Source organism: Pseudomonas sp. TSRC2-2, assembly GCF_049897785.1.
In the GTDB taxonomy this organism is placed as follows: domain Bacteria; phylum Pseudomonadota; class Gammaproteobacteria; order Pseudomonadales; family Pseudomonadaceae; genus Aquipseudomonas.
Genome location: NZ_JAFCWZ010000006.1, coordinates 124,360 through 143,851 on the forward strand (window position 1 = coordinate 124,360; position 19,492 = coordinate 143,851).

Annotated in this window: 17 protein-coding genes and 3 pseudogenes; 14 read left to right on the forward strand and 6 right to left on the reverse strand. The window is 52.4% G+C overall.

From position 1 onward, the window contains the following. The first annotated feature begins 3 nt into the window (after positions 1–3). The 9 genes and pseudogenes from ACP7D9_RS13765 to ACP7D9_RS13805 form a co-directional block, all read left to right on the forward strand. A complete protein-coding gene (locus ACP7D9_RS13765; protein ID WP_426158009.1) occupies positions 4–576 on the forward strand; it encodes a hypothetical protein in 573 nt (190 codons plus the stop codon). A 94-nt stretch (positions 577–670) separates the two neighbouring features. Further along, a complete protein-coding gene (locus ACP7D9_RS13770; protein WP_078828252.1) occupies positions 671–1,000 on the forward strand; it encodes a hypothetical protein in 330 nt (109 codons plus the stop codon). 223 nt (positions 1,001–1,223) lie between these two features. Continuing rightward, positions 1,224–1,442, forward strand: a complete 219-nt coding sequence (locus ACP7D9_RS13775; RefSeq protein WP_078828251.1) for a hypothetical protein — start codon at positions 1,224–1,226, stop codon at positions 1,440–1,442. A gap of 189 nt (positions 1,443–1,631) precedes the next feature. Continuing rightward, positions 1,632–2,264 (forward strand): hypothetical protein, encoded by a 633-nt coding sequence (locus ACP7D9_RS13780; RefSeq protein WP_078828250.1) that lies wholly within the window; start codon positions 1,632–1,634, stop codon positions 2,262–2,264. Between the two features lie 57 nt (positions 2,265–2,321). Continuing rightward, the gene (locus tag ACP7D9_RS13785; RefSeq protein ID WP_078828249.1) at positions 2,322–2,828 is read left to right on the forward strand and encodes a hypothetical protein; all 507 of its coding nucleotides are present in this window, start codon (positions 2,322–2,324) and stop codon (positions 2,826–2,828) included. A gap of 173 nt (positions 2,829–3,001) precedes the next feature. After that, positions 3,002–3,277: a hypothetical protein gene (locus ACP7D9_RS13790; protein WP_213547618.1), complete on the forward strand. Its 276-nt coding sequence runs from the start codon at positions 3,002–3,004 to the stop codon at positions 3,275–3,277. 141 nt (positions 3,278–3,418) lie between these two features. After that, positions 3,419–4,192, forward strand: coding sequence for a TIR domain-containing protein (locus ACP7D9_RS13795; RefSeq protein ID WP_426158013.1), 774 nt, complete (start codon positions 3,419–3,421; stop codon positions 4,190–4,192). Between the two features lie 225 nt (positions 4,193–4,417). Next, positions 4,418–4,654 (forward strand): hypothetical protein, encoded by a 237-nt coding sequence (locus tag ACP7D9_RS13800; protein ID WP_426158015.1) that lies wholly within the window; start codon positions 4,418–4,420, stop codon positions 4,652–4,654. Positions 4,655–5,004: 350 nt separating this feature from the next. After that, a pseudogene (locus ACP7D9_RS13805) lies at positions 5,005–5,697 on the forward strand (TnsA endonuclease N-terminal domain-containing protein); the annotation flags it as partial. Here ACP7D9_RS13805 and ACP7D9_RS13810 read toward each other — a convergent pair. Further along, positions 5,671–6,524: pseudogene (locus ACP7D9_RS13810) on the reverse strand (IS5 family transposase). The pseudogenes ACP7D9_RS13805 and ACP7D9_RS13810 overlap by 27 nt on opposite strands. Positions 6,525–6,778: 254 nt before the next feature. On the opposite strand from ACP7D9_RS13810, the gene ACP7D9_RS13815 reads away from it, so the two are divergent. The 5 genes from ACP7D9_RS13815 to ACP7D9_RS13835 all read left to right on the forward strand — a co-directional run bounded on the left by ACP7D9_RS13815 (position 6,779) and on the right by ACP7D9_RS13835 (position 14,619). Next, entirely contained in the window at positions 6,779–8,947 is a 2,169-nt protein-coding gene (locus ACP7D9_RS13815; RefSeq protein ID WP_045061251.1) for a Mu transposase C-terminal domain-containing protein, read from the forward strand. Continuing rightward, positions 8,944–10,404, forward strand: coding sequence for an ATP-binding protein (locus ACP7D9_RS13820; protein WP_019816907.1), 1,461 nt, complete (start codon positions 8,944–8,946; stop codon positions 10,402–10,404). The genes ACP7D9_RS13815 and ACP7D9_RS13820 overlap by 4 nt, the downstream gene beginning before the upstream one ends. 17 nt (positions 10,405–10,421) lie before the next feature. Beyond that, a complete protein-coding gene (locus ACP7D9_RS13825; protein ID WP_082060923.1) occupies positions 10,422–12,089 on the forward strand; it encodes a TnsD family Tn7-like transposition protein in 1,668 nt (555 codons plus the stop codon). A gap of 378 nt (positions 12,090–12,467) precedes the next feature. After that, positions 12,468–14,099 (forward strand): TniQ family protein, encoded by a 1,632-nt coding sequence (locus tag ACP7D9_RS13830; protein WP_225568932.1) that lies wholly within the window; start codon positions 12,468–12,470, stop codon positions 14,097–14,099. Positions 14,100–14,286: 187 nt separating this feature from the next. Next, positions 14,287–14,619, forward strand: a complete 333-nt coding sequence (locus ACP7D9_RS13835; protein WP_032872197.1) for a DUF2790 domain-containing protein — start codon at positions 14,287–14,289, stop codon at positions 14,617–14,619. A 303-nt stretch (positions 14,620–14,922) separates the two neighbouring features. Here the strand turns inward: ACP7D9_RS13835 and ACP7D9_RS13840 are convergent, their stop codons facing one another. From ACP7D9_RS13840 to ACP7D9_RS13860, 5 genes and pseudogenes are all read right to left on the reverse strand, one after another. After that, positions 14,923–15,390, reverse strand: coding sequence for a DUF411 domain-containing protein (locus ACP7D9_RS13840; RefSeq protein ID WP_032872163.1), 468 nt, complete (start codon positions 15,388–15,390; stop codon positions 14,923–14,925). Beyond that, positions 15,380–16,183: pseudogene (locus ACP7D9_RS13845) on the reverse strand (c-type cytochrome). The gene ACP7D9_RS13840 and the pseudogene ACP7D9_RS13845 overlap by 11 nt, the downstream one beginning before the upstream one ends. A gap of 9 nt (positions 16,184–16,192) precedes the next feature. Next, positions 16,193–17,167, reverse strand: coding sequence for a copper resistance protein B (locus ACP7D9_RS13850; RefSeq protein WP_019816897.1), 975 nt, complete (start codon positions 17,165–17,167; stop codon positions 16,193–16,195). Further along, a complete protein-coding gene (locus ACP7D9_RS13855; RefSeq protein ID WP_131670796.1) occupies positions 17,139–17,387 on the reverse strand; it encodes a hypothetical protein in 249 nt (82 codons plus the stop codon). Before ACP7D9_RS13855 ends, ACP7D9_RS13850 begins: the two co-directional genes overlap by 29 nt. Positions 17,388–17,399: 12 nt before the next feature. Continuing rightward, positions 17,400–19,376: a copper resistance system multicopper oxidase gene (locus tag ACP7D9_RS13860; protein ID WP_019816896.1), complete on the reverse strand. Its 1,977-nt coding sequence runs from the start codon at positions 19,374–19,376 to the stop codon at positions 17,400–17,402. Between the last annotated feature and the right edge of the window lie 116 nt (positions 19,377–19,492).

Sequence of the window (19,492 nt, forward strand, 5' to 3'; positions counted from 1 at the left end):
ACGATGCCCATCGAGCCTATTGAGCTTATTCAGCGAGTTGTCGCTCTTTCCCAGCATGAGGCGGCACACTGGATTATTGCGGTTGCGTTGGGTTTTGACGCGCAAGAAATCAAGTTGGAAATCCAATCGTTAGACGCCCATAGGGGCAAAGCCAACACTACTTTTGATGCGCGGTTCGAGACGATCGAAGAGATGCGTGCTGTTGTACGGCGGCGAGCGCTAATCAAGCTAGCCGGAGCGATGGGTGAAGCCATAGATCGGGGGCAACAGAAAGTTAATGCCCAAGCAGCACAACTCATTCTTGAGGCCGGGGAAACAGGCGCCGGCCAGGATTATGCAATTACACGAGAGCTAACCGTTTTGCTCCACAATTCGTTGCCGTTCAGCCAAAGCTTTTCGTCCAGGGATTTGTTGATTTCGCTTCAGAATGAAGCATTCACTCTGGTCACCCTCAACATGAAACCAATATGCGATCTGGCAGATGCGCTGACCAAAAAGGTAATGACTGGGAAGGGGCTAGGGGAAGTCAGCAAGGCTGAGATTTATCAGCTCCCGCTCTACTGCCAATTGCCATAGAAAAAAAGCGCCACCACCTTGCGGGCCATCACGAGATTCGTATAGTCGGAACGACCATCCCGACGTGCGGATGGCAACTCAACAGAGACAGCAAATGAAAAAAACCATCGATAACACCATTGCGGCGATCACGGACGGCCTGGAGAAATTCTCGGGTCCAACTGATCGCGCCGGCCACGCTATTGAGCGCGCCTACAAGCTGGATCAGGCAGACGTTCCCCATGACGCTATCGCTTCGATCCTGACCGCTAGCAGCAAGCGGTTGGGCAAGAACAACGAATACTCCGAGAGCGAGATTCCGACCATGGTCAAGCTGTACGACGACTGCCTGAGTGGTACTCCAATCTCGGACAAGACGACGCGTGCAGTTCTTCGCGATCAAGAAGAAGCTCATGGCTTTGACGGTAACCCTATGCCGGCTTGATTTATGCGCTGACGTGATGCGTGAGCTGGGGCACCTGTAGGCGCCCCAGTCTCGACCCGGACAGATCGTTCCCCCGGACACCCTCACGAATGCGTACGCGACCGATAGGGTCAAGAAGATCTAAGCCGAATTACAGGAAAAATAACTGCGCCTAAAAGCCCTCCTTACGGGCTTCGGCGGTTTAGGAGTGCGGTTTTCGCGCTCTCAAAAAAAAGGACGACACATGCCGAATGCACTAGAAAAGGCTCGCCAGTACATCAAATCAATCAAAACAGCGGTGGACGTCGAGAGCACTGAGGGTGCTTATAACACCGCGTGGGGTTATCAGCTTGCTCTCGGGGACTTTGATCTGATCACCCAAACTGAGAAAGACATGCTGGATCATGAAGCTAGTGACGCGAAAAAGGCGCGTTTGGCCGAGCTTAAAGCCGGGCGACGGTAACGAAGCCTTATCCTCGTGCAACCGACTGGAAAATCTTGATAAACAACCCTTACGGTTGCTGCAACCACCTACGGTGGTCGCGGCAACTGGGTCGTCGCTCGCATCGATTCAGGTAAGGAAATGATCTTACCTGGAAGGGCATTGATCGACCCTAATCATCACGATTGGTCGTAGGAAGGAAAAAACGACATGACCATCATAGTCAAAATGCAGCGCTGTATTACCCCACCCGTATTGCTCACGGCCATGGCTTTCTTGATGACCACAAACATTGCTGTTGCAGAACCAAATCTCTGGGTGTCTGCCGACCGAGTGTCGCGCCATACCTGTCCGTCCGTTAAATGCGGGGTTACCGGTCAGCTAATGTTTCGCGAGGGAGTAGAGGTTTTGGAGACGAAAGGCGCTTGGGTCCGCGTTACAAAGCCCTACTCAGGCTCTTGCTCAGGCGGTACCAGTGAATATGTGAAGAGTGGGAACTCCACGTGCGTTGCCAGCAACGGCATCGTAAACGGGATGTTCGCAGAGTGGGTACCAACAAAGTCACTTACAAAGGATAGGCCCGCCGATCCAGGTGAGGATGCCAGCGGTGACAACGCGTTGATCAAAAGCTCGGACGATTACCGTCTCTACCGTAATCAGTTCGCCAAAACAGCCCGTGAGCTCATAGATAATGGTACCTGCACTGCACGGGACTTTGAGGAAGTCGGAGGGTGGATGTCATCCCCCGCGCAAGGTCAAGGTATGTATTTCATGTACTGCGGTGGCATGACTAAAGCCAATCGACTGTACCTCGACGTGCGCTCGGGCAAGGTTAGTCGTTAGGCAACCCATGAGCGAATACCTCAACCCTCCCACCACCTGCGACAGCTTGGATGTCATATGAACGAGCACACTGTTTTCAAGTTTGCGGCAAACCTAGCGGACAGCATCACCCACCTTCGTAACGGTGGGCATAACCTTGCTGCTGTGATGCTGACCTACACAGCGATAGACCAGATGTCCTGGCTTTCAGTGGAGCCAGATAAGCATGGCCCGAGGGACTTCGCTGCCTGGGTGAACGATTACATGCTGTCAAAAAATCCTCTGCCCTGCACCGCTGATGAGCTTTGGGTTGCGCGTAACGGCATCTTGCACATGGGCACTGCCGAGGCGGCGGGTCATACGACAAACTCATCACTAAGAAAGCTCGTTTATGTAGCCGGGGATGCGAAGCTCACAGCGAAAAACCCGGCGGAATATGCCGTTATTAAGTTCGAGGATCTGTTCGGAAGCTTCCTAGCAGGCGTGATGTGGTTTACCTCCGACCTTCAAGCCAACACTGCCAAGCTTGAAGTGGCAAAGCGGAAAATGCGAAAGATGTTGAGAGACTTCGGGGCGGACAGCTGAACGACGGCAGCTTGTCGCTTGACGACTTTACGACCGCCTTTTGCGTGTAGAACGTGGCGAACGCCGGTAACGAGGAAAAGTCGCCCAGGTACACCCCAAGCCCTGCCGTCAAACGCGGGGCCGAGGACGTAGTAAAGGGGGCATTTCGCCTCTATCAAACGAGGGTATTTTTGATGAGCAAAATCGCAACACTTCCGCTGGACTGCGATGCGGCCAAACGCAAACTGGATTCACTCAATCTCGCACCAGTCGATTTACCGCTCCTGGTCAGCATGCTGGAAACAATAGATTCAGTGAATGACCAACGTCACCTGGATCTGGTAATGGCAGAGGCCGGCGGGCTTCTGAGAGGGCTAATACATGGGCTGGTATTGACTCCGCAGCAAGGCGCCGAAGTTGGGACGCTCTTCCACGCTGTAGCCACTAATGAACGTGCGCAGATGAACTGAACGGTTCCGTAGGAAAAGACCTGCGACACATCAGTGAGATACTTGGCATTGAGAGCCTTGCAGCGGTCAAGAAGCTCTGCGCGGGCGATCCTGCGCGGCTGGGCGACATAGTTCGGAGAATCATTTGATGGAAGTTAGCCGATGAGTAAGGTGTTCCTAAGTCATAACCATGCGGACAAACCTTTTACAAGGCGTCTCGCGAGCGATCTTCGCCAAGCTGGTCATTCTGTTTGGATTGATGAAGCCGAAATAAACATCGGTGACTCCCTCATAGGGAAAATTCGTGAAGGTCTTGATGAAGTAGATTTTGTGGCAGCGGTTCTAAGTGAGCACTCCATTGGTAGTGTTTGGGTGCAGAGGGAACTGGAGATCGCGTCAAACCGAGAGATCGAAGAGCGCAGAGTGGTTGTTCTGCCACTGTTGGTGCAAAAAGTGGCGCTGCCAGGTTTTCTGAAAGGGAAATTTTACGCTGACTTCACCGATCCCACGTCTTACAAACCAATGCTTGATCTGCTACTTCGCGCGCTTGGCCCCGCAACGCCGGTAGAAAAACCCGCAGACGCTGAGATGGAAGCTCTAAGGAGCGAACTTGCCGTCATGAAGCATGCTTTAGATGATCTTTCTAAACAGAATAAAGCTCATCAGCATTTTTCGCTGATGCATAAGAGTCCCCTACTAGCTGAAGCTGTTGACCGTGCTAACCAGAAATTTCCGAATCATGCGCCAATCAATAACACCTACGCCTTTGAGGTTGGTAATACCGTGGTAACTCTGGATTACCTGCTTTGGGGTATTGGGAAAGCCATGAGAACGGGAGCTCACGTTCTAGAGGCGCTGCTTTCAATGCACAACAAGTGGCAAGAGGCGCACTGCATGATCGAGGCATATGACGACCTACTAGCTAGCTATGACTAAACGATCCAGGTAATTCACATATGACCATGCGCACATACGAGTACTTCGCCTGCCCTAATGGCCATCAAGGCGAAGAAAAGACTTCAGAGAACGATCAGCCTTACTCAAAAAGCTGGGAACAGGTATCAACCAAAGGGATGAAGGATGGACCAGAAGGGACCTACCTGTGCACTGCCTGCGGATTGGTGATGTCTCGCGCTCCGAAGCCGCTTGCATAGGAAATTTATGCACATGATCCCGAGATGCAAATACATCGCCCAAGTGGATGCGCAAAGAATGCTGGGAATCGAGACTCTTAATCGTCTGTTCAAGCCTTTTGCGTTGCAATGCAATTCAAATCGCGCAGGTGTTCGAGTTTATCCAGGGTTACCAAAACACTTCTCAAACCTGAGCGATGCGCAGGCAGCGGCAAGCGAATTAGCAGGTGTAGAGCTGCACTGGCAAAACGTCGAGCAAGCCTAGGAAAACGCTGCACACCACCGGCCCTTGATTGGGCCTTTTGCAGTACCAGGGCGCGCTTTTCGCGTCCAATGATCGAAGGAGCGACCATGGCACTGGTTTTTAACAATAAAGATTGACACAAAACAATAAAGTTTGACACTGGCGAACATAGATTGACACAAGGCTCAAACCCCCGTATCTACGGGGGTTTTCCTTTCCAGGCTTTCCCTTTGGTCTGGAATCATCGCTTCAACTTTCAGCGGGTGTAGTCTAGAAAACGTTTTGTATACGGCCGCTTTGCCGGTCGTGTCCTTCTACGACTTTTTCTCGGCGCGAGGTGAAGCGGTCCGCATCGACTGAGGAGGCGTGGGTTGCGAGGTCGTAAGTTTGCATCACAGCAGGACATTGAACGGCACATTGCAAATGGATTTGGCGAAGGCGCCGGGGCAAGCTACGTGCCTTGGCTGCGGGTACAAGATGTCCCGTCGATAGGTCGTTCGCACAAGATTCAAGGCGTGAAGATCGAGAGGATTCATCACCTCCTGTCAGATCTCGAGCGTTCGTACTTCCTTGTGTGTGAATTTTCTGAAGACGTCGTGGATATACGGGAGCAATACCCTTTACTACCCACAGAGCGTGCGCAAGCGATAGCGTCGGCGATCGATGTACGCTATCCAAGATACCCTAGAACAACACTGCCTTATGTGATGACAACAGACTTCCTGTTAACTGTTAAGGACCCGAGCGGAAACTTCAAATCGGTAGCTAGGACGGTGAAGTATCGTTCCGATTTAATTGGCAATGGAAGTAAAAGAACGCTTGAAAAACTTGAAATTGAAAAGCGTTTTTGGGAAAGCCAAGGTGTTGATTGGAAAATCGTAACAGACGAGTTTTTTACACGAGATTTGATTAAAAATCTTGGACTAATCAGGAGGTACTCGAAGCTCTCTCGTGATTTAATGAAAGCGCCGTTGCATTCGAGTTTTATCGAGTGCCTTGTAAACAGCCGGGAATATTCGTGGACCTTGGCCACCTGTCTAGGCTCTGTACGTAAAGTATTGTCGCAAGCACCGCATAGCGCAGGCCAATGAGACCATCGCCGCAAAACTTGTTGCGAGCTTGTCGAAGCGCGTCACGATGCGACGGTTCTCCTTCAGCCAGCCAAACATGCGTTCGATGATGTTGCGCTGCCGATATTTGGGGCGATCAAAAAGTCGAGGCAATCCTGGCTTGGTTTTGCGCTTCATGCTTCGCAACGGAATGACTGGCTGCATGCGATAACGATCACAATACTGGCGCAGCGCTTCAGCGTCGTAACCCTTGTCAGCCAGCAACCAGCGGCAACGCTTGCGTGGGCGACCGCGCAGGCTGGGTATGCAAGCCTGATCGAGTAGCGGTTGGGCATAGGCTATATCGCTGGCTTGTCCGCCTGACAACAGGAAACGCAGAGGCACACCATTGGCGTCGCACAGCATGTGAATCTTGGTCGTCAGGCCACCCCGGCTGCGCCCGAGCGCGTGGTCTTGCGGTTCTTCAAATCCCCTTTTTTCCCGGCACCTGATGAGGCCCGGGTTGCTCGTACGGCAGTGGAGTCGATCATCCATGTTTCCAAGTCAATCAAACCCTGCTCATTCAATCGGATATGAAGACGCTTGAGCATCTGATCAAAAGCTCCGCAATCACGCCATCCCCGGAACCGTTGATAGATCGTTGACCAAGGGCCGAATCGTTCGGGCATGTCTCGCCAGGCTGCGCCAGAGCAAAGCACCCAGAGAATACCGTTTAGCATCAGGCGATCATCGGCCCGAGGGCGCCCGGTGCGCTGATTTTTGGTGAAGATATCTGCAACCAGATCCCAGGCTGCGTCGGGAAGTTCATACCGCTTTGCCATCTTGGCCTCCTGGCTTTAATGGCGGTGTATTTTACAGAAAATCGTATTTCTTGGGTTTACGTACAGAGCCTAAGAAAAATAGCATCACTTCTGTCCATTTCCTATATAGACGCTCAAGCAATTTTCTTTCATCTGGTTTGGAACAAGATACTGAAAATCGATTTGGTTAACACTCCTCTCCACCTTACTGGTCTAGTTCCTGGCTTCGAAGTTTCACCGGGCCCTGTCCAAGTATCGTTGAAGGAGAAATTATCATGACTGTTCTCGTTAATGACGTTTTCGAGCCTGTAACCGATCTGTCGGTCATTGCTACGATAGCCAGGCTCCTTTACCAGGATGAAACGCATGACTTAGCAGTTTTGATGGATCTAGCTGACCCACCCCGGCAGCCGTACGCGGTTGGTCTGGATGAGCTGCGTCGCTCGATAGCGTCTGGTCACACCAAACCAGCAGCCATCACCACGCCCGAGTTTATGCTTGTGCTTGAGGAACAGTTGGATGAGAGAGCCAAGCAAGGCCGGGACGAAAAGTGGGCCGTCATCGCCCCTCTATTAGATCCTGAATACCCGGGACAAATATTTGTACGAGGTGAGTTAGGCCGGCTTGTTAGCAGACGGGCGTCAGAGCTCGGAATCCAGCGGAAAACGATCTATCGGCTTCTTTACCGATATTGGTTTTATGGTCAAGTTCGCAACTCATTGCTTAATAATTATACGGCGGTAGGTGTTGCCGATAGAAAATATGATCCGAGCAGGCCACCAGGGCGAAAGCCTAAATTTCAAGGCGTTCTTACTTCGCCTTCCAAGATGCTCAGTGCAGTTGATAAACGATGCATCCGTGTTGGATATGCTCTTTATGTAAGAGATAAGAAATCATCTATTTCGAGCGCATATGACGAAATGTTGAGACGATTCTACTCTGTTCGAGACATCTCTAAAAACAGTGAAGAAGAGCTTCGTTTGTTGCCTGGTTCAGAACTCCCCAGCTTGAGGCAGTTCCAATATTGGGGACAGATTTTTTTCGACGAGATTGAAACCGAGCGTGGCCGTAAAGGGTTGAGGAGGTGGTTAAAGGATTGCCGTCCGCTTTCAGGTACCGTTCGAGATTGGCTGCGTGGACCCTGTCATCAGTTCGAAATCGACGCAACGATTGCCGATATTTATTTGGTCAACAGCTACTCTAGACGGATGCTCATTGGTCGGCCCGTTGTTTATATCGTAGTGGATAGTTTCTCCGGAATAATTGCTGGTCTCTATGTAGGATTGGAGGGCCCTAGTTGGAATGGGGCGAGACAAGCGCTGTTCAACGCGTTTACCTCCAAAGTCGAGTTCTGCGCTCAGAACGGCGTTGACATCAATGCAGATGATTGGAATTGTCACCACCTGCCCCACCAGATTTACGCCGACCGGGGAGAGATGCTGTCACTCGCAGCAGAGGGGTTATCCTCAGGGTTGGGAATTGAGATGGGCACTGCCCCACCTTATCGGCCTGATTGGAAGCCTATGGTAGAAAGTCGGTTTGGCATTTTGAATGATTTGACGGGTATCAGGTGGCTACCTGGCGGGGTAGCTGCGCGGGACAAAGAGCGCGGCGAGCGAGATTACCGGCTCGATGCCACGCTGAACCTCAAAGAGTTCACCCAAATCCTCATCAATTGCGTGCTCCACTATAACCGTCACCATCGACAGCCTGACCGACTGACTCAAGCGATGATGAATGACGGCGTAGAACCTACGCCTAACGGTATATGGAATTGGGCCTGCGACAACGACCTGATCGAATCCAACAAACGTCCCGACGAGCTGGTTTATCTCCACCTTTTACCGCGTGAGCGCGCGACCGTTCAAAAGGGCGGAGTGATGTTTCGCGGCATGCACTACGTGTGTGATATGGCCATAGAGAAAGATTGGTTTGCCAAGGCTCGCAAAGGGGGCGTTTGGTCAATAGAGTGTTGGTTCGATCCGAACTCTGCGGCACACATTTGGATTCAAGGAGAGGCCAAGCAGTTTATCCGTTGTGATCTTCGACGATCGGATGCCGGTTACGCGAATTATCGCTCGGACGAGATTTTTGATCTGCTCGAAGCCTATCGCCAAAAACCGCCTACTCGCCGTCGAGCTGAGCTGGAAAGCCGTGTGCAGCTTAGCGATCAGGTCCACCAGATCATCAGTCACGCGCTCGCAGAACGAAAACAGGAACCTGCTCCGCCTACTAAGGCAGAGGCCACTGGAAACATCCGCGAGAACCGCGCAGAAGAACGTCTCCGCGAGCGTGAAAATGCGGTTGTTCCTGAAGGCGTCAGGGTGGAGCCAGCTTCACTTCAATCTGAAACGACACAGAAAGCGCATGATTCATATGCCGGTGAGCGCACCGCTCAGGTTATCGATTTGCTCAAAAGAATTCGGCCAGGACAGGCAAAATGAAAGGTGCACAGACGTTTGCCAATTACGTCAGACAGGACATTAGTGAGTATGCGGGTAACCCGCTTATCGAAGCTTTGCCTCCGATATTGTCGGAGGCGGCGGCTGTTGAACTGATTTCGAACTTTCCTCAGCCGGTGGATCCGAAAGAGCTGACGCTCGAAGGAGCCACTCGAATTCACTGTATCGACAGGCTGAGAACCGTCGTACAGCCGTTCTTGCTACATCTGGAACTGGAGGCCCTGTTCTCACTGCTCATCCGTCGAGGGTATGTCGGGCGTAACCCGATGTCGCCCGCTACCGTCCGGCATTTGCATTCTTTATCGGGAGCTCAGCGTTACCACGATGCGTTCAAGTCCACTGCAGAAACGTTTACGGTCGTCGGCCTGAGCGGCATTGGCAAGTCAACGGCACTCCACGCCATCTTGAGCCTTTATCCACAGACAATCCGTCATGAGCGCTATGAGGGAAAGCAGTTTGTTCATACCCAAATCACATGGCTGAAGCTTGACTGCCCTCGGGATGGATCGCTGGCTGGATTTTGCCAGCAGTTTTTTTATGCGGTTGGAGACGCTCTAGGAGACAAGGACTACCACAAGCGCTACCGGCATCGAAACATCAATGATGCGCTGCAACAGATGGAGCAGGTGGCCAGCACGTTTTTCATCGGCGCCTTGTTGATCGACGAGCTGCAAAACCTCCACCTGGCGAAAACCGGTGGTAAGGAGAGCATGCTGAATTTTTTCCTGCACTTGGTAAACAACATCGGTATCCCGGTGGTTTTCAGTGGCACGAACTCGACGATTAGCCTGTTCTCAGAAGCCATGCGGACTGCCCGCCGAGTTTGTGGTGCTGGTACGCTCGAATTCAAACGATTCGAAAAGGATGATGAGGAGTGGCGGTTGTTGGTCGAAAATCTCTGGAGCTATCAGTGGTGCAAACAGACGGCTGAGCTGACCGACGAGATTTTTGACACGCTGTATGAGCACACTCAAGGCGTCACGGATTTCCTGGTCAAGCTGCTGGTATTGAGTCAGCGTTATGCGGTCCAGAGTGGCTCGGAGTGTTTGACTGCCGAGATCCTGGTGAAGGTAAGCAACTCAAAAATGCAGATTCTAAAGCCAGCCCTTTCAGCTCTGCGTAGCCGTGATCCGAAGCGGATGCGACAGTTTGACGATTTGCTGCCGATTGAGGATCAGCTGAGCGAAATGATGGTTTTCGATGGATTGGCACGAGAGGATCGCCTCACCTTGCTTCGAAGCGTTGTATCCCGTGAGAAGCCGGTAGACCCATCTCCGACCATTTTTGCGAAAGATCACCCATCGCCGATTGCTACTGCTGTGGAAAACTCAGAGGCTAAAGCGCTTAGCGAACATGACGCTCCCCTCGACGCTCTGCGCGCTGCGGGCTGGCTCAACGAGGACCTGTTTGAGTTCTCACCGATGTATCACAAAGCGTGAGTCGGAGGGGGGGTGAAGTGCAACTTAAACTCCATTTCTTCCCCGCCGCGTTTCCCGACGAGACGCTGCACAGCGTGATTTCTCGTTATGCCCGTCTTTGCGGTGTTCGTAATTGCCAAGCAGCATTTGCCGGACTGAAATCGGCGGCAGCTTTTTCGCAAAATGTGGCATTCCCGAGTCATTTAGGGGATTTTGTCGATGCGCTACCCAGCGGTACTGAGCTATCGGTAGCCGAGGTCCTCATGCGCCACACATTATTACCCTACTATGCGCCGTTTTTGAGGATGAGCCAGGTCGAACACGCTCGGACGCTGATGACCGCTGATGGGAAAGGCTTGATGTTGAAGCTGGGCGTCAACGCGAGCCGTATTGGATTCGCCTCCCGAGTGCGGTTATGCCCAGAATGTATCGCACAAGATCAGGCTCAACGGGGAGTCGCTTACTGGCACAGGGTCCACATGCTTCCAGGCGTGCTGGTATGTCCGCATCACGGTACGTCACTCAGGATCCTTGATCCTCGCTGGTCCAGCCGCAGCTCTCGACAACTCAATCTGCCCAATGATGAGAATGTGCAAGCACACACAGTACTTCTCGACACCCCGTTGCGGTGCATGCCACCGCTTCACGAAATAGCGTTGCGCTCACTTCAGGTCCTCGAGTCTGACGTCACTGCTTTGTCGGCGGAGGCGGTGCGCTTCACGCTTTTACACAGGGCAACGCAGCTCAACCTTGCTTCTGATAACCATCGCTTGCACCTGCACATGCTGGCGCAGCACATGGCCGATTTTTTTGCTGCACTCCCGCGAGAATGGGAGTTTTCTATACTCGGAGATGTTCGTGCAGGTACACCCGCCTCATGGGTCACGAAGCTGCTTCGTACGCCTATAACCTCTCACCATCCGCTCAAATACATTTTATTGGCCGGTGCTCTGGGCGTTGAAATGGTGAGCTTGCTTCATGGTCAATGCCCAGTGAAAGAGGCGGTGGCATGTGATCCGAAAGCTCACATTCGGCTTCACGCGCGCCTTTCTCCGGTGATGCCTGGTGAAGGCCTGGACTGTTCGTCAGCCGCTGTGTGGCAACATGCTCTTGAAGGAGCTGATGCCAAAAAGATCGCTGCCGTTCTAGGCGTTTCATCAGCGTATGTCTATCGTCACATCAGAAATGTACCCGGCGGGCAAGATGCTTGGAGGGAGGCACGATTTCACACTGAGCTATGCGCAAGACGCGCGGCTTTCGAGGCTGATTATCGATTTTACAAAGCACATGCATGCAGGGGGTATGCGTGGCTGTATCGCCACGATAAGCAGTGGCTTTCGGAGTCAACTGCAAACCCAAGCCCCCATCGTACGCCTCGTCTAAATAGCACCGAAATGTTCGCTGCCCTCGATGCGAGACTGGCCGGCGAAGTCCGTCAGTGTGCCGACGCGCTTTATGCTCTTGCGGGTAAGCCTGTCCGCATTTCGCGTACCAGGATAGGTCGGGAGCTTCATGTTCTTTCTCGCTTCGAAAAGCAGCTTTGCAAGCTTCCTCTGTGTGCAGCAATGCTCGAAAAAGTATGTGAACCAATCGAAGGCTTTCACGATAGGCGTCTGCGATGGGCTAGACGCCAATTGCTCTCAGAGGGCAAGGCTGTATCACGTTCTTCGCTCTACAGGGTCGCGAGCATTCGACCCATGCTGTAATCCAGCTGGGCATTCCCCCTCCATCTAAAAAGTTCTAAATCAATTCACCATAAACCCATTATTTTTCTGTTAATGAAAAAATTCCCCTCCAGAATAGGTCCGGCATACGCTGGATCATCACGATCAGCATGTAAACGTACTAACCCGCGATCAACGGAAATAGTTTTGCAACCGGCATGGGCTGACCTACGCGGGTTTATCGATACGTGTTTTGTATTCGAGGAATACGGGCGCGGCAGGATTTAGATGAATTCACTACGATTCAAAGTTGAGCGGCTTGTCATTTCAAATCCAGACCGGATGCAGAATTTTAGGGGTTGCATATATACTGCCCCCGGATGCACATTCTCTTCGAGCCCTACCTTTAATCGGTAAATGATGTCTGATCTATTATTTTTCCCCGTTTCGATGCCGGATGAAATGCTTTACTCTCGTGTCACCCGATATCACTATCTGTCAGGTAACAGAACCGCGACGGAAACCTATCGCGATTTGTTCGCATCGAAACCCTTTTGCATCGGTGGCATCGTACCCAAGCAGATCGAGAGGCTCGCGCACAGGCTGCCGGGGCAATCGGAGAGCAATCTCGCAGAGTTGATCAGAAGCAATACTACTTTTCCTGCTTACCGACCGTTTCTTGGGGTTAAGCAGGGGCCAGAGAACGACGTAGGGCCACTGGGTTATGACGGGGTGGTACGGGTGCCCCGCAGAGAAGAGTCCACCCATGGCAAGGCTAAGCTTTGTCCTACCTGCGTTCAGGAAGATTTGATTGAGCGGGGTTCTGCCTACTGGCATCGATCTCACCAGATACCCGGTGTTGCCGTCTGTTGGCGTCATGGCGACGCATTGATCCATGCCTGCCCCGAGTGCTCTCGCCCGTTCTACCGTAAATTGAAGCTGCTTCCCAATCTGACTGAGCCATGCGCATGCGGCTGGAGCCCGTTAAACAGCGCAGCAATACACAAGGGGTCAAAGATGGAACAGAAAGTCGCTCTGTTCGCACACGATATCCTGCAACGCAATATCCCTCCGATAGGCAGTACGGTATTAAGTTCGTGCTACGTCCGCCAATGCAAGAAACGCGGATTCATTTTCGGAAAAAATGCGGGTATCGCAAAACTATTCGACAGCATCCAAAGCGCTTACGGCGATGAGCTTTTGGCGCAGATTGATCCAGCCTACAACACCGGAAAGCATGAGCAATGGATCCGGCTCAAATCAGATAAAGGTCAGCTAAATATGCCGCTCGCGCGGCATTTGATCATTGCTCTTCATTTGTTTTCCAGTGCAGATGGCTTTGAAGAGGCTCTGAAGAATGAGTCTATTCTGCTGAGTGCCGCTGTTTCTCCGCGAGCGCCCAAAGTCGAAGAATCGCGTCTTAGTCAAAAAACTAGATATCGCCAAAAAATCGAGTTGCTTTTAGCGCTACGTACCGATGCCAATATCGAGTACCTCTGGAAGAAGGCGTACAAACCTACGCAATGGATTCTAGAAAATGATAACGCATGGTTAATGGCAAAACTCCATGCCCCTAAAAAAGCTACAGTTAAGGTCGAAAAGTCCGTCGACTCAAGAGACGACGCCTATGCAGCCCTTATCGAAGCGGGCGTAGATGAGCTGTATAAAGTTACGAAAGATCCGAAGAGAGTGAACATTCGGAATTTGCAATCGCTGCTCCCAGGTTCGTTACCTCATGAGCTGGATCTACGCAAGCAGAGGTTCCCTCTTACTTATCAACAGATCAAAATTCATCAGGAGTCAGTATGGCATTTTCGTCTAAGAACTTTGGTGTGGACTGTCTCTGAACTCATCAGGATGAAGCTCCCCGTGAATTACTCGACGGTAAGATTGACCTCAGCGGTATCAAGCAAGGTTTTCCTGGTTTTTTGCAGTTTCTTCGAGTGGGATCTGGAAAGCCTGGCAAGAACCGGGGTCGACGCGGAGGCCCTGCTCAGGTCTACCGGCGTATCGAGGAATTGGGAGGGACCACCGGTTCAAATAAGCTTTTGAGGGCATCTTTGTTCCGTCAGCGTCTGCCAACCTTTGGTGTTAACAAAAATCCCATCTGGCTTGAAAGCGTAAATGCGGGGTAGCGTCCACCTTTCACATTAGTAACCTTCGCGGCAGCTTTCTGAAAGCTTTCACTTGTTACTCTTTAACTCAGTAAATTGAGCTTTAGGAGAAAATCATGAAAGCAATGACAGCAGTGAAAGCGTTTTGCGCCGCTTCGATTTTGACCTTATCTTCATTAGCCATGGCTGAAGGTGGCGGTGACCGCGTGTATGGTCGAATGATGCAAGAGAACCAACAAGCAATGGAGCAATATGCCTCAAGGAACGGCAAGACTCCTCCTGAAGTTGTTCATTATGAATATGGTATGAACCTCGATATCCACAAGGTCGTCAGTGTCACGCAAGCCAATAAAACCTGTGGGGTTGCCCCTTCGCGCATGACCTATGAAGACTCTACGGGCAAGCTTAACACCGTGGAATATAAGGTCATGGCCGACAACTGCCCCCATGGAAGCTAGACAATGAAATTATTTAAGAACTGCATAATTCTCCTTTGTCCGAAACTAGCTTACTGCTCGCTGACGTAGAAGTAATTTTCAGGAAAGCCTGAAGTTATCCATTTTATGAAATCATTCCGTCAGTCGAAGGGTTTCTAACGTGCAGTAAACAATTGCTCGACCACCTGATACATCCCGCCTCCTTGTTTTTCCTTTGGTTTGGGAGGTGGTTTAGGCGCCCTAGTGGCGCCTTTTTTACGTTCGAAATGAGCTATGTCCTCTGCACGGCCATGACCTTCACCATGCAGGAGTGAGATTAGAAGATCAGTTTTCGGGGTATTCAGCAACGACGTGGTCTGTGCCTGCCTTTGACAAGCCGATTACGTTATACGCGTCATGTTTCCCGTCCACTTCCATTCCTGGGGAGCCGGCCGGCATGCCTGGAACGGCAATCCCGAGCAGGTCATCACGTTTGCTCATCGCAATGATTTGCTCGGCGGGCACGTGACCTTCAACAAACTTTCCGTTGATGGTTGCTGTGTGACAGGACGAGAGCTCAGGAGAAATCCCGAGACCGCGCTTGATCGCGCTCATGTTGGTTTCCACGTGATCAACGACGGTAAAGCCGCTGGCTTCAAGGTGCTGGACCCATTTCTTGCAGCATCCGCAATTAGCGTCGCGATGTACATCGATCGTCAATGGCTCTGCTGCGTGACTGGCTGAACTGATGAACAGAGCCACGAGAGCAGCGAGACGAAGTGCCCGTCTGCGACGAAGAGAATTATTTCGCATGGGTATGTTCCTTCCCATCAGTATGTGTATGTGATTTGGGCTGTACGGTTGGAGTCGGGGCCGCGTCATCTGAAGCTTCCCTACCCTTATGATCGGCGTGGTCCGCAGGCTCCTTTGCAGACGGCGCTGCGGAGGGGCCATGGGCATGTGCCGTGTTTTTCTCGTCATCATTAGCGCGGACTTCCGCCCTTTGGTTGGCAGCACCTGCGCCACTTTGCCCCTGGGTCGTTCCATGTTGACCCTCATGGTTGTGCATCACGCTTTCGCCACCACCGTGTTGATGGCCACCGCTACTCGTGATCAGGGCTTTGTATTGCTCTGTATCAAGTGACGGAAGCTGCTGGAGAAATGCGACCATCCCCTATATGTACGGATCGGCCATGCTTTTGCCCCACGCGGGCATGCCGGTGGATTTGATGCCGTGCTTGATGATCCAAAAAGCTGCGGCTGGGTGCCCATCGACGCCCAGTTTTGAAAGGTTCGGAGGTGCGGGGTAAAGGCTGTTACTCAGTTCGGTGCCTGTAAGGCCCGGAGCCAAATGGCAACCGACACACATCGAGTTGTAGTTGCCAGCACCTTCACGGATGAGGGCTTCTTGGCTCAGGTCGGGGACCTGAATGTCGCGCGAGCGCACTTCGATCGAGCGATCCCGAGCAATAGAAAGTAGCGCGTAGACAGGGGCAGAGTGGGGATCATCCGCCCCGACATTGATCACGCCGAAATATACCACGCCGGCAGTCGCTGCTACGGTGGCCAGACCAGCAGCTATCAGTGCCTTCAGTGTAATCTTCATGCCCGGTTCTCAGAACCACATCCGGATACCGGCGACAAAGCGTGCCTCGCTGGCATCTTCACCTTCCTCACGTGCAAAGTCTGCCGTATTGCCATAGGAACGGCTCCAACTCACCCCGATATAAGGGGCAAATTGGCGGACAATCTCATAACGCAATCGGAGCCCCACTTCGGTGTTGGCTAATCCGGACCCGATGCCGCGCTGAGGGTCATTCTTCCCATAAAAATTGACCTCGGCCGTCGGCTGCAAGATCAATCGATTCGTCAGCAGAATGTCGTAATCGCCTTCCAGTCGAGCAGCCGATTGACCGTTCTCACCGATGTAGGCAGTCGCTTCGGCCTCGAAGTTGTAGAGGGCCATGCCCTGAATGCCGAGTGCGGCCCAGGTTTGAGGAGACCCTGGTTTGAAATCCTGTCGTACACCGGTGACGACGTCCCACCACGGTCCGATGGAGTGCCCCCAGAGCGCGGATAATTCAGCACTTTCCGTCACGCCATTGGTACGTTCGCCTTCCGAGCGCAACCACAGTCGATCAATGTCACCGCCGATCCATCCTTTCGCATCCCAAGCCAACGCACTACCGTTGTCAGCATCCTGGTATTCAAACTTATCCAGCAGCATGAAAGAGTTGATTGTTTTGTCGTGGACACCATGACCAGCGACATCTGGAAAGGCGGCTGCACGGTCAGCATCGGTAAGTACGGGGACAGGGGTTCGACTGGTTGTCGTCGTCCCTTCATCCATACTTTCCATGCCGGTCATTTGACCGTCGTCCATTTTCATCTTGCTGTGGTCCATAGCCCCCATGTTGCTATGGTCCATCGCTCCCATGGAGCCATGGTTCATCTTCGAGTGATCCATCTCTTCAGCGGCGTGAGCCACGGCAAAGAAGACAGGACTCGTAGAAACTGCCAATACCATCAACGTTGGGCGTAAAAAATTCTTGGTCATGATCTCAATCCGCCTTCTTGTTTTCATGGTCATGATCCATCGACTCATGGCGCATCTTGGTATGAGGTATCGTCGCGTGATTCGGCGTTGCCTCGTTTGACGTGGTCGCAGTCTTGTTCGGCGCATCCGCAGAAGTAGCAGGTGAAGGATCACCACGTTCTTCGACTGCCAATGCTACGCAGGAGAATCCACCCATCAGGCCAAAAGCAAAGAGGCAACCGATCAGCGATTTACGATTTAGGTGTGTGCTCACAGATCGTCTCCTTTACTCATCAACCCGTACTTCACGGAACATGCCCATTTCCATATGGAAAAGCAGGTGGCAGTGATAGGCCCAGCGACCTAAAGCATCGGCGGTTACTCGATAGCTGCGCTTGGTACCCGGTGGCATGTCGATTGTGTGCTTACGTACCATGAACTTGCCGTTTTCATCTTCAAGGTCGCTCCACATTCCATGAAGGTGGATGGGGTGCGTCATCATGGTGTCGTTTACCAAGGTGATGCGAAGACGCTCCCCGTACTTGAGACGAAGGGGCTCAGCATCAGAAAATTTGATGCCGTTGAAGGACCAGGAAAACTTTTCCATGTGACCGGTCAGATGCAGCTCAATGGTGCGATTGGGCTCTCGGCCATCAGGGTCCTGGAAAGTGCTCTTCAGATCTGAGTAAGTGAGCACCCGTCGACCGTTGTTCCGCAAACCGATACCTGGATCGTTCAGTTTTGGCGTTGGGTTCATGGCCTGCATGTCAACCAACGGGTTGTTGGTTTCGGACGCTGGGTGAGATTGCATCTCGCCTCCCATACCGCCCATCCCTGCCATCTGGCTGTGGTCCATGCCGGCCATGTCGGACATGTCGCCTTTGTCCATCCCCGCCATCTTGCTGTGGTCCATGCCGGCCATGTTGGACATGTCACCTTTGTCCATACCTGCCATCTTGCTATGGTCCATGCCGGCCATGTTGGTCATGTCACCACTGCCCATGCCGGTCATCCCGGTCATGTCACCTTGGTCCATTCCCTGCATCTTGCTGTGATCCATGCCAGCCATACCTGACATGTCACCCTGTTTCATATCGCCGCCGCCCATGCCAGCCATGCTGCCATGGTCCATGCCAGCCATACCGCCCATGCCCATGTCATCCATGGTCAACAGCGGACGCGGATCGATCGCCGGTACCGGTGCTTTCAGTCCTTCACGAACTGCCAAGGTCCCCCGCGCATAGCCGGTTCTATCCATGGACTGGGCAAAGATTGTGTAAGCCTCCTCGGTGGCAGGCTCAACAATCACATCATAGGTTTCTGCCACGGCGATTCGGAATTCATCGACACTGACTGGTTGGACATATTGGCCGTCGGCCGCCACCACGGTCATTTTCAAACCAGGAATGCGAACATCGAAATAGCTCATCGCTGAGCCATTGATAAAGCGCAGGCGTAGCTTCTCGCCAGGCTTAAAAATACCGGTCCAGTTGCCGTTCGGCGCTTGGCCATTCATGAGGTAGGTGTAAGTATCCTCGCTGACGTCTGCCAGATCAGTTGGGTTCATTTTCATTTCGGCCCACATTTTCCGGTCGGCGACGGCAGCAGACCAACCTTGCTTGCTGACGTCGTCGATGAAGTCGCCCACGGTACGTTTGTGGTGGTTGTAGTAGTCCGATTGTTTCTTGAGTTTGGCCATGACGCGCCCAGGATCCTCATCGGTCCAGTCAGTCAGCATCACCACATAGTCGCGATTGTATTGAAACGGCTCAGGCTCTTTCGAATCGATGACTATTGGCCCGTAAACACCTGCCTGCTCTTGCAACCCAGAATGGCTGTGGTACCAGTACGTGCCGTTTTGATGCACCTTGAACTTGTATTCGTACATGCCGTCGGGCGCGATGCCGTGGAAGCTCAAACCCGGTACGCCATCCATGTTGGCAGGCAAAATAATGCCGTGCCAGTGGATGGAGGTGTCTTGATCCAGACGGTTCTTCACGCGCAGAGTGACCGTCTCCCCTTCGCGCCAACGCAGCAAAGGCCCCGGCAACGAGCCATTGATGGTCATGGCTGTGCGCGGCGAGCCAGTGATGTTTACCGGCGTTTCACCAATAAACAGATCAAATTCGTTGCCGGTGAGGACGCTCGGCAGGCCGGGACTGGTCACTGCCCATACAGGAGTGCGCCACAGACCAAGGCCACCAAGGATGCCGCCGGCGGCCAGGCCTTTAACGAATGTCCGTCTAGAGGTTTTGGAATGCATGCCGTTTATTTCCAATCAGTCAAAAGGGAGCCGTTCAAATCAACCCGTGAGTTGGCAAGATGAGCTTCGCGTACCGAAAAAAAGACGAATTTTTCATTGCAAGCGAGCTCAGAAAT

What these genes read in the sequence shown, in the direction of transcription:
- ACP7D9_RS13765 (WP_426158009.1), top strand. Translation starts at nt 4, where the DNA reads ATGCCCATCGAGCCTATTGAGCTTATTCAGCGAGTTGTCGCTCTTTCC.
- ACP7D9_RS13770 (WP_078828252.1), top strand. Translation starts at nt 671, where the DNA reads ATGAAAAAAACCATCGATAACACCATTGCGGCGATCACGGACGGCCTG.
- ACP7D9_RS13775 (WP_078828251.1), top strand. Translation starts at nt 1,224, where the DNA reads ATGCCGAATGCACTAGAAAAGGCTCGCCAGTACATCAAATCAATCAAA.
- ACP7D9_RS13780 (WP_078828250.1), top strand. Translation starts at nt 1,632, where the DNA reads ATGACCATCATAGTCAAAATGCAGCGCTGTATTACCCCACCCGTATTG.
- ACP7D9_RS13785 (WP_078828249.1), top strand. Translation starts at nt 2,322, where the DNA reads ATGAACGAGCACACTGTTTTCAAGTTTGCGGCAAACCTAGCGGACAGC.
- ACP7D9_RS13790 (WP_213547618.1), top strand. Translation starts at nt 3,002, where the DNA reads ATGAGCAAAATCGCAACACTTCCGCTGGACTGCGATGCGGCCAAACGC.
- ACP7D9_RS13795 (WP_426158013.1), top strand. Translation starts at nt 3,419, where the DNA reads ATGAGTAAGGTGTTCCTAAGTCATAACCATGCGGACAAACCTTTTACA.
- ACP7D9_RS13800 (WP_426158015.1), top strand. Translation starts at nt 4,418, where the DNA reads ATGCACATGATCCCGAGATGCAAATACATCGCCCAAGTGGATGCGCAA.
- ACP7D9_RS13815 (WP_045061251.1), top strand. Translation starts at nt 6,779, where the DNA reads ATGACTGTTCTCGTTAATGACGTTTTCGAGCCTGTAACCGATCTGTCG.
- ACP7D9_RS13820 (WP_019816907.1), top strand. Translation starts at nt 8,944, where the DNA reads ATGAAAGGTGCACAGACGTTTGCCAATTACGTCAGACAGGACATTAGT.
- ACP7D9_RS13830 (WP_225568932.1), top strand. Translation starts at nt 12,468, where the DNA reads ATGTCTGATCTATTATTTTTCCCCGTTTCGATGCCGGATGAAATGCTT.
- ACP7D9_RS13835 (WP_032872197.1), top strand. Translation starts at nt 14,287, where the DNA reads ATGACAGCAGTGAAAGCGTTTTGCGCCGCTTCGATTTTGACCTTATCT.
- ACP7D9_RS13840 (WP_032872163.1), bottom strand. Translation starts at nt 15,390, where the DNA reads ATGCGAAATAATTCTCTTCGTCGCAGACGGGCACTTCGTCTCGCTGCT.
- ACP7D9_RS13850 (WP_019816897.1), bottom strand. Translation starts at nt 17,167, where the DNA reads ATGACCATGAAAACAAGAAGGCGGATTGAGATCATGACCAAGAATTTT.
- ACP7D9_RS13860 (WP_019816896.1), bottom strand. Translation starts at nt 19,376, where the DNA reads ATGCATTCCAAAACCTCTAGACGGACATTCGTTAAAGGCCTGGCCGCC.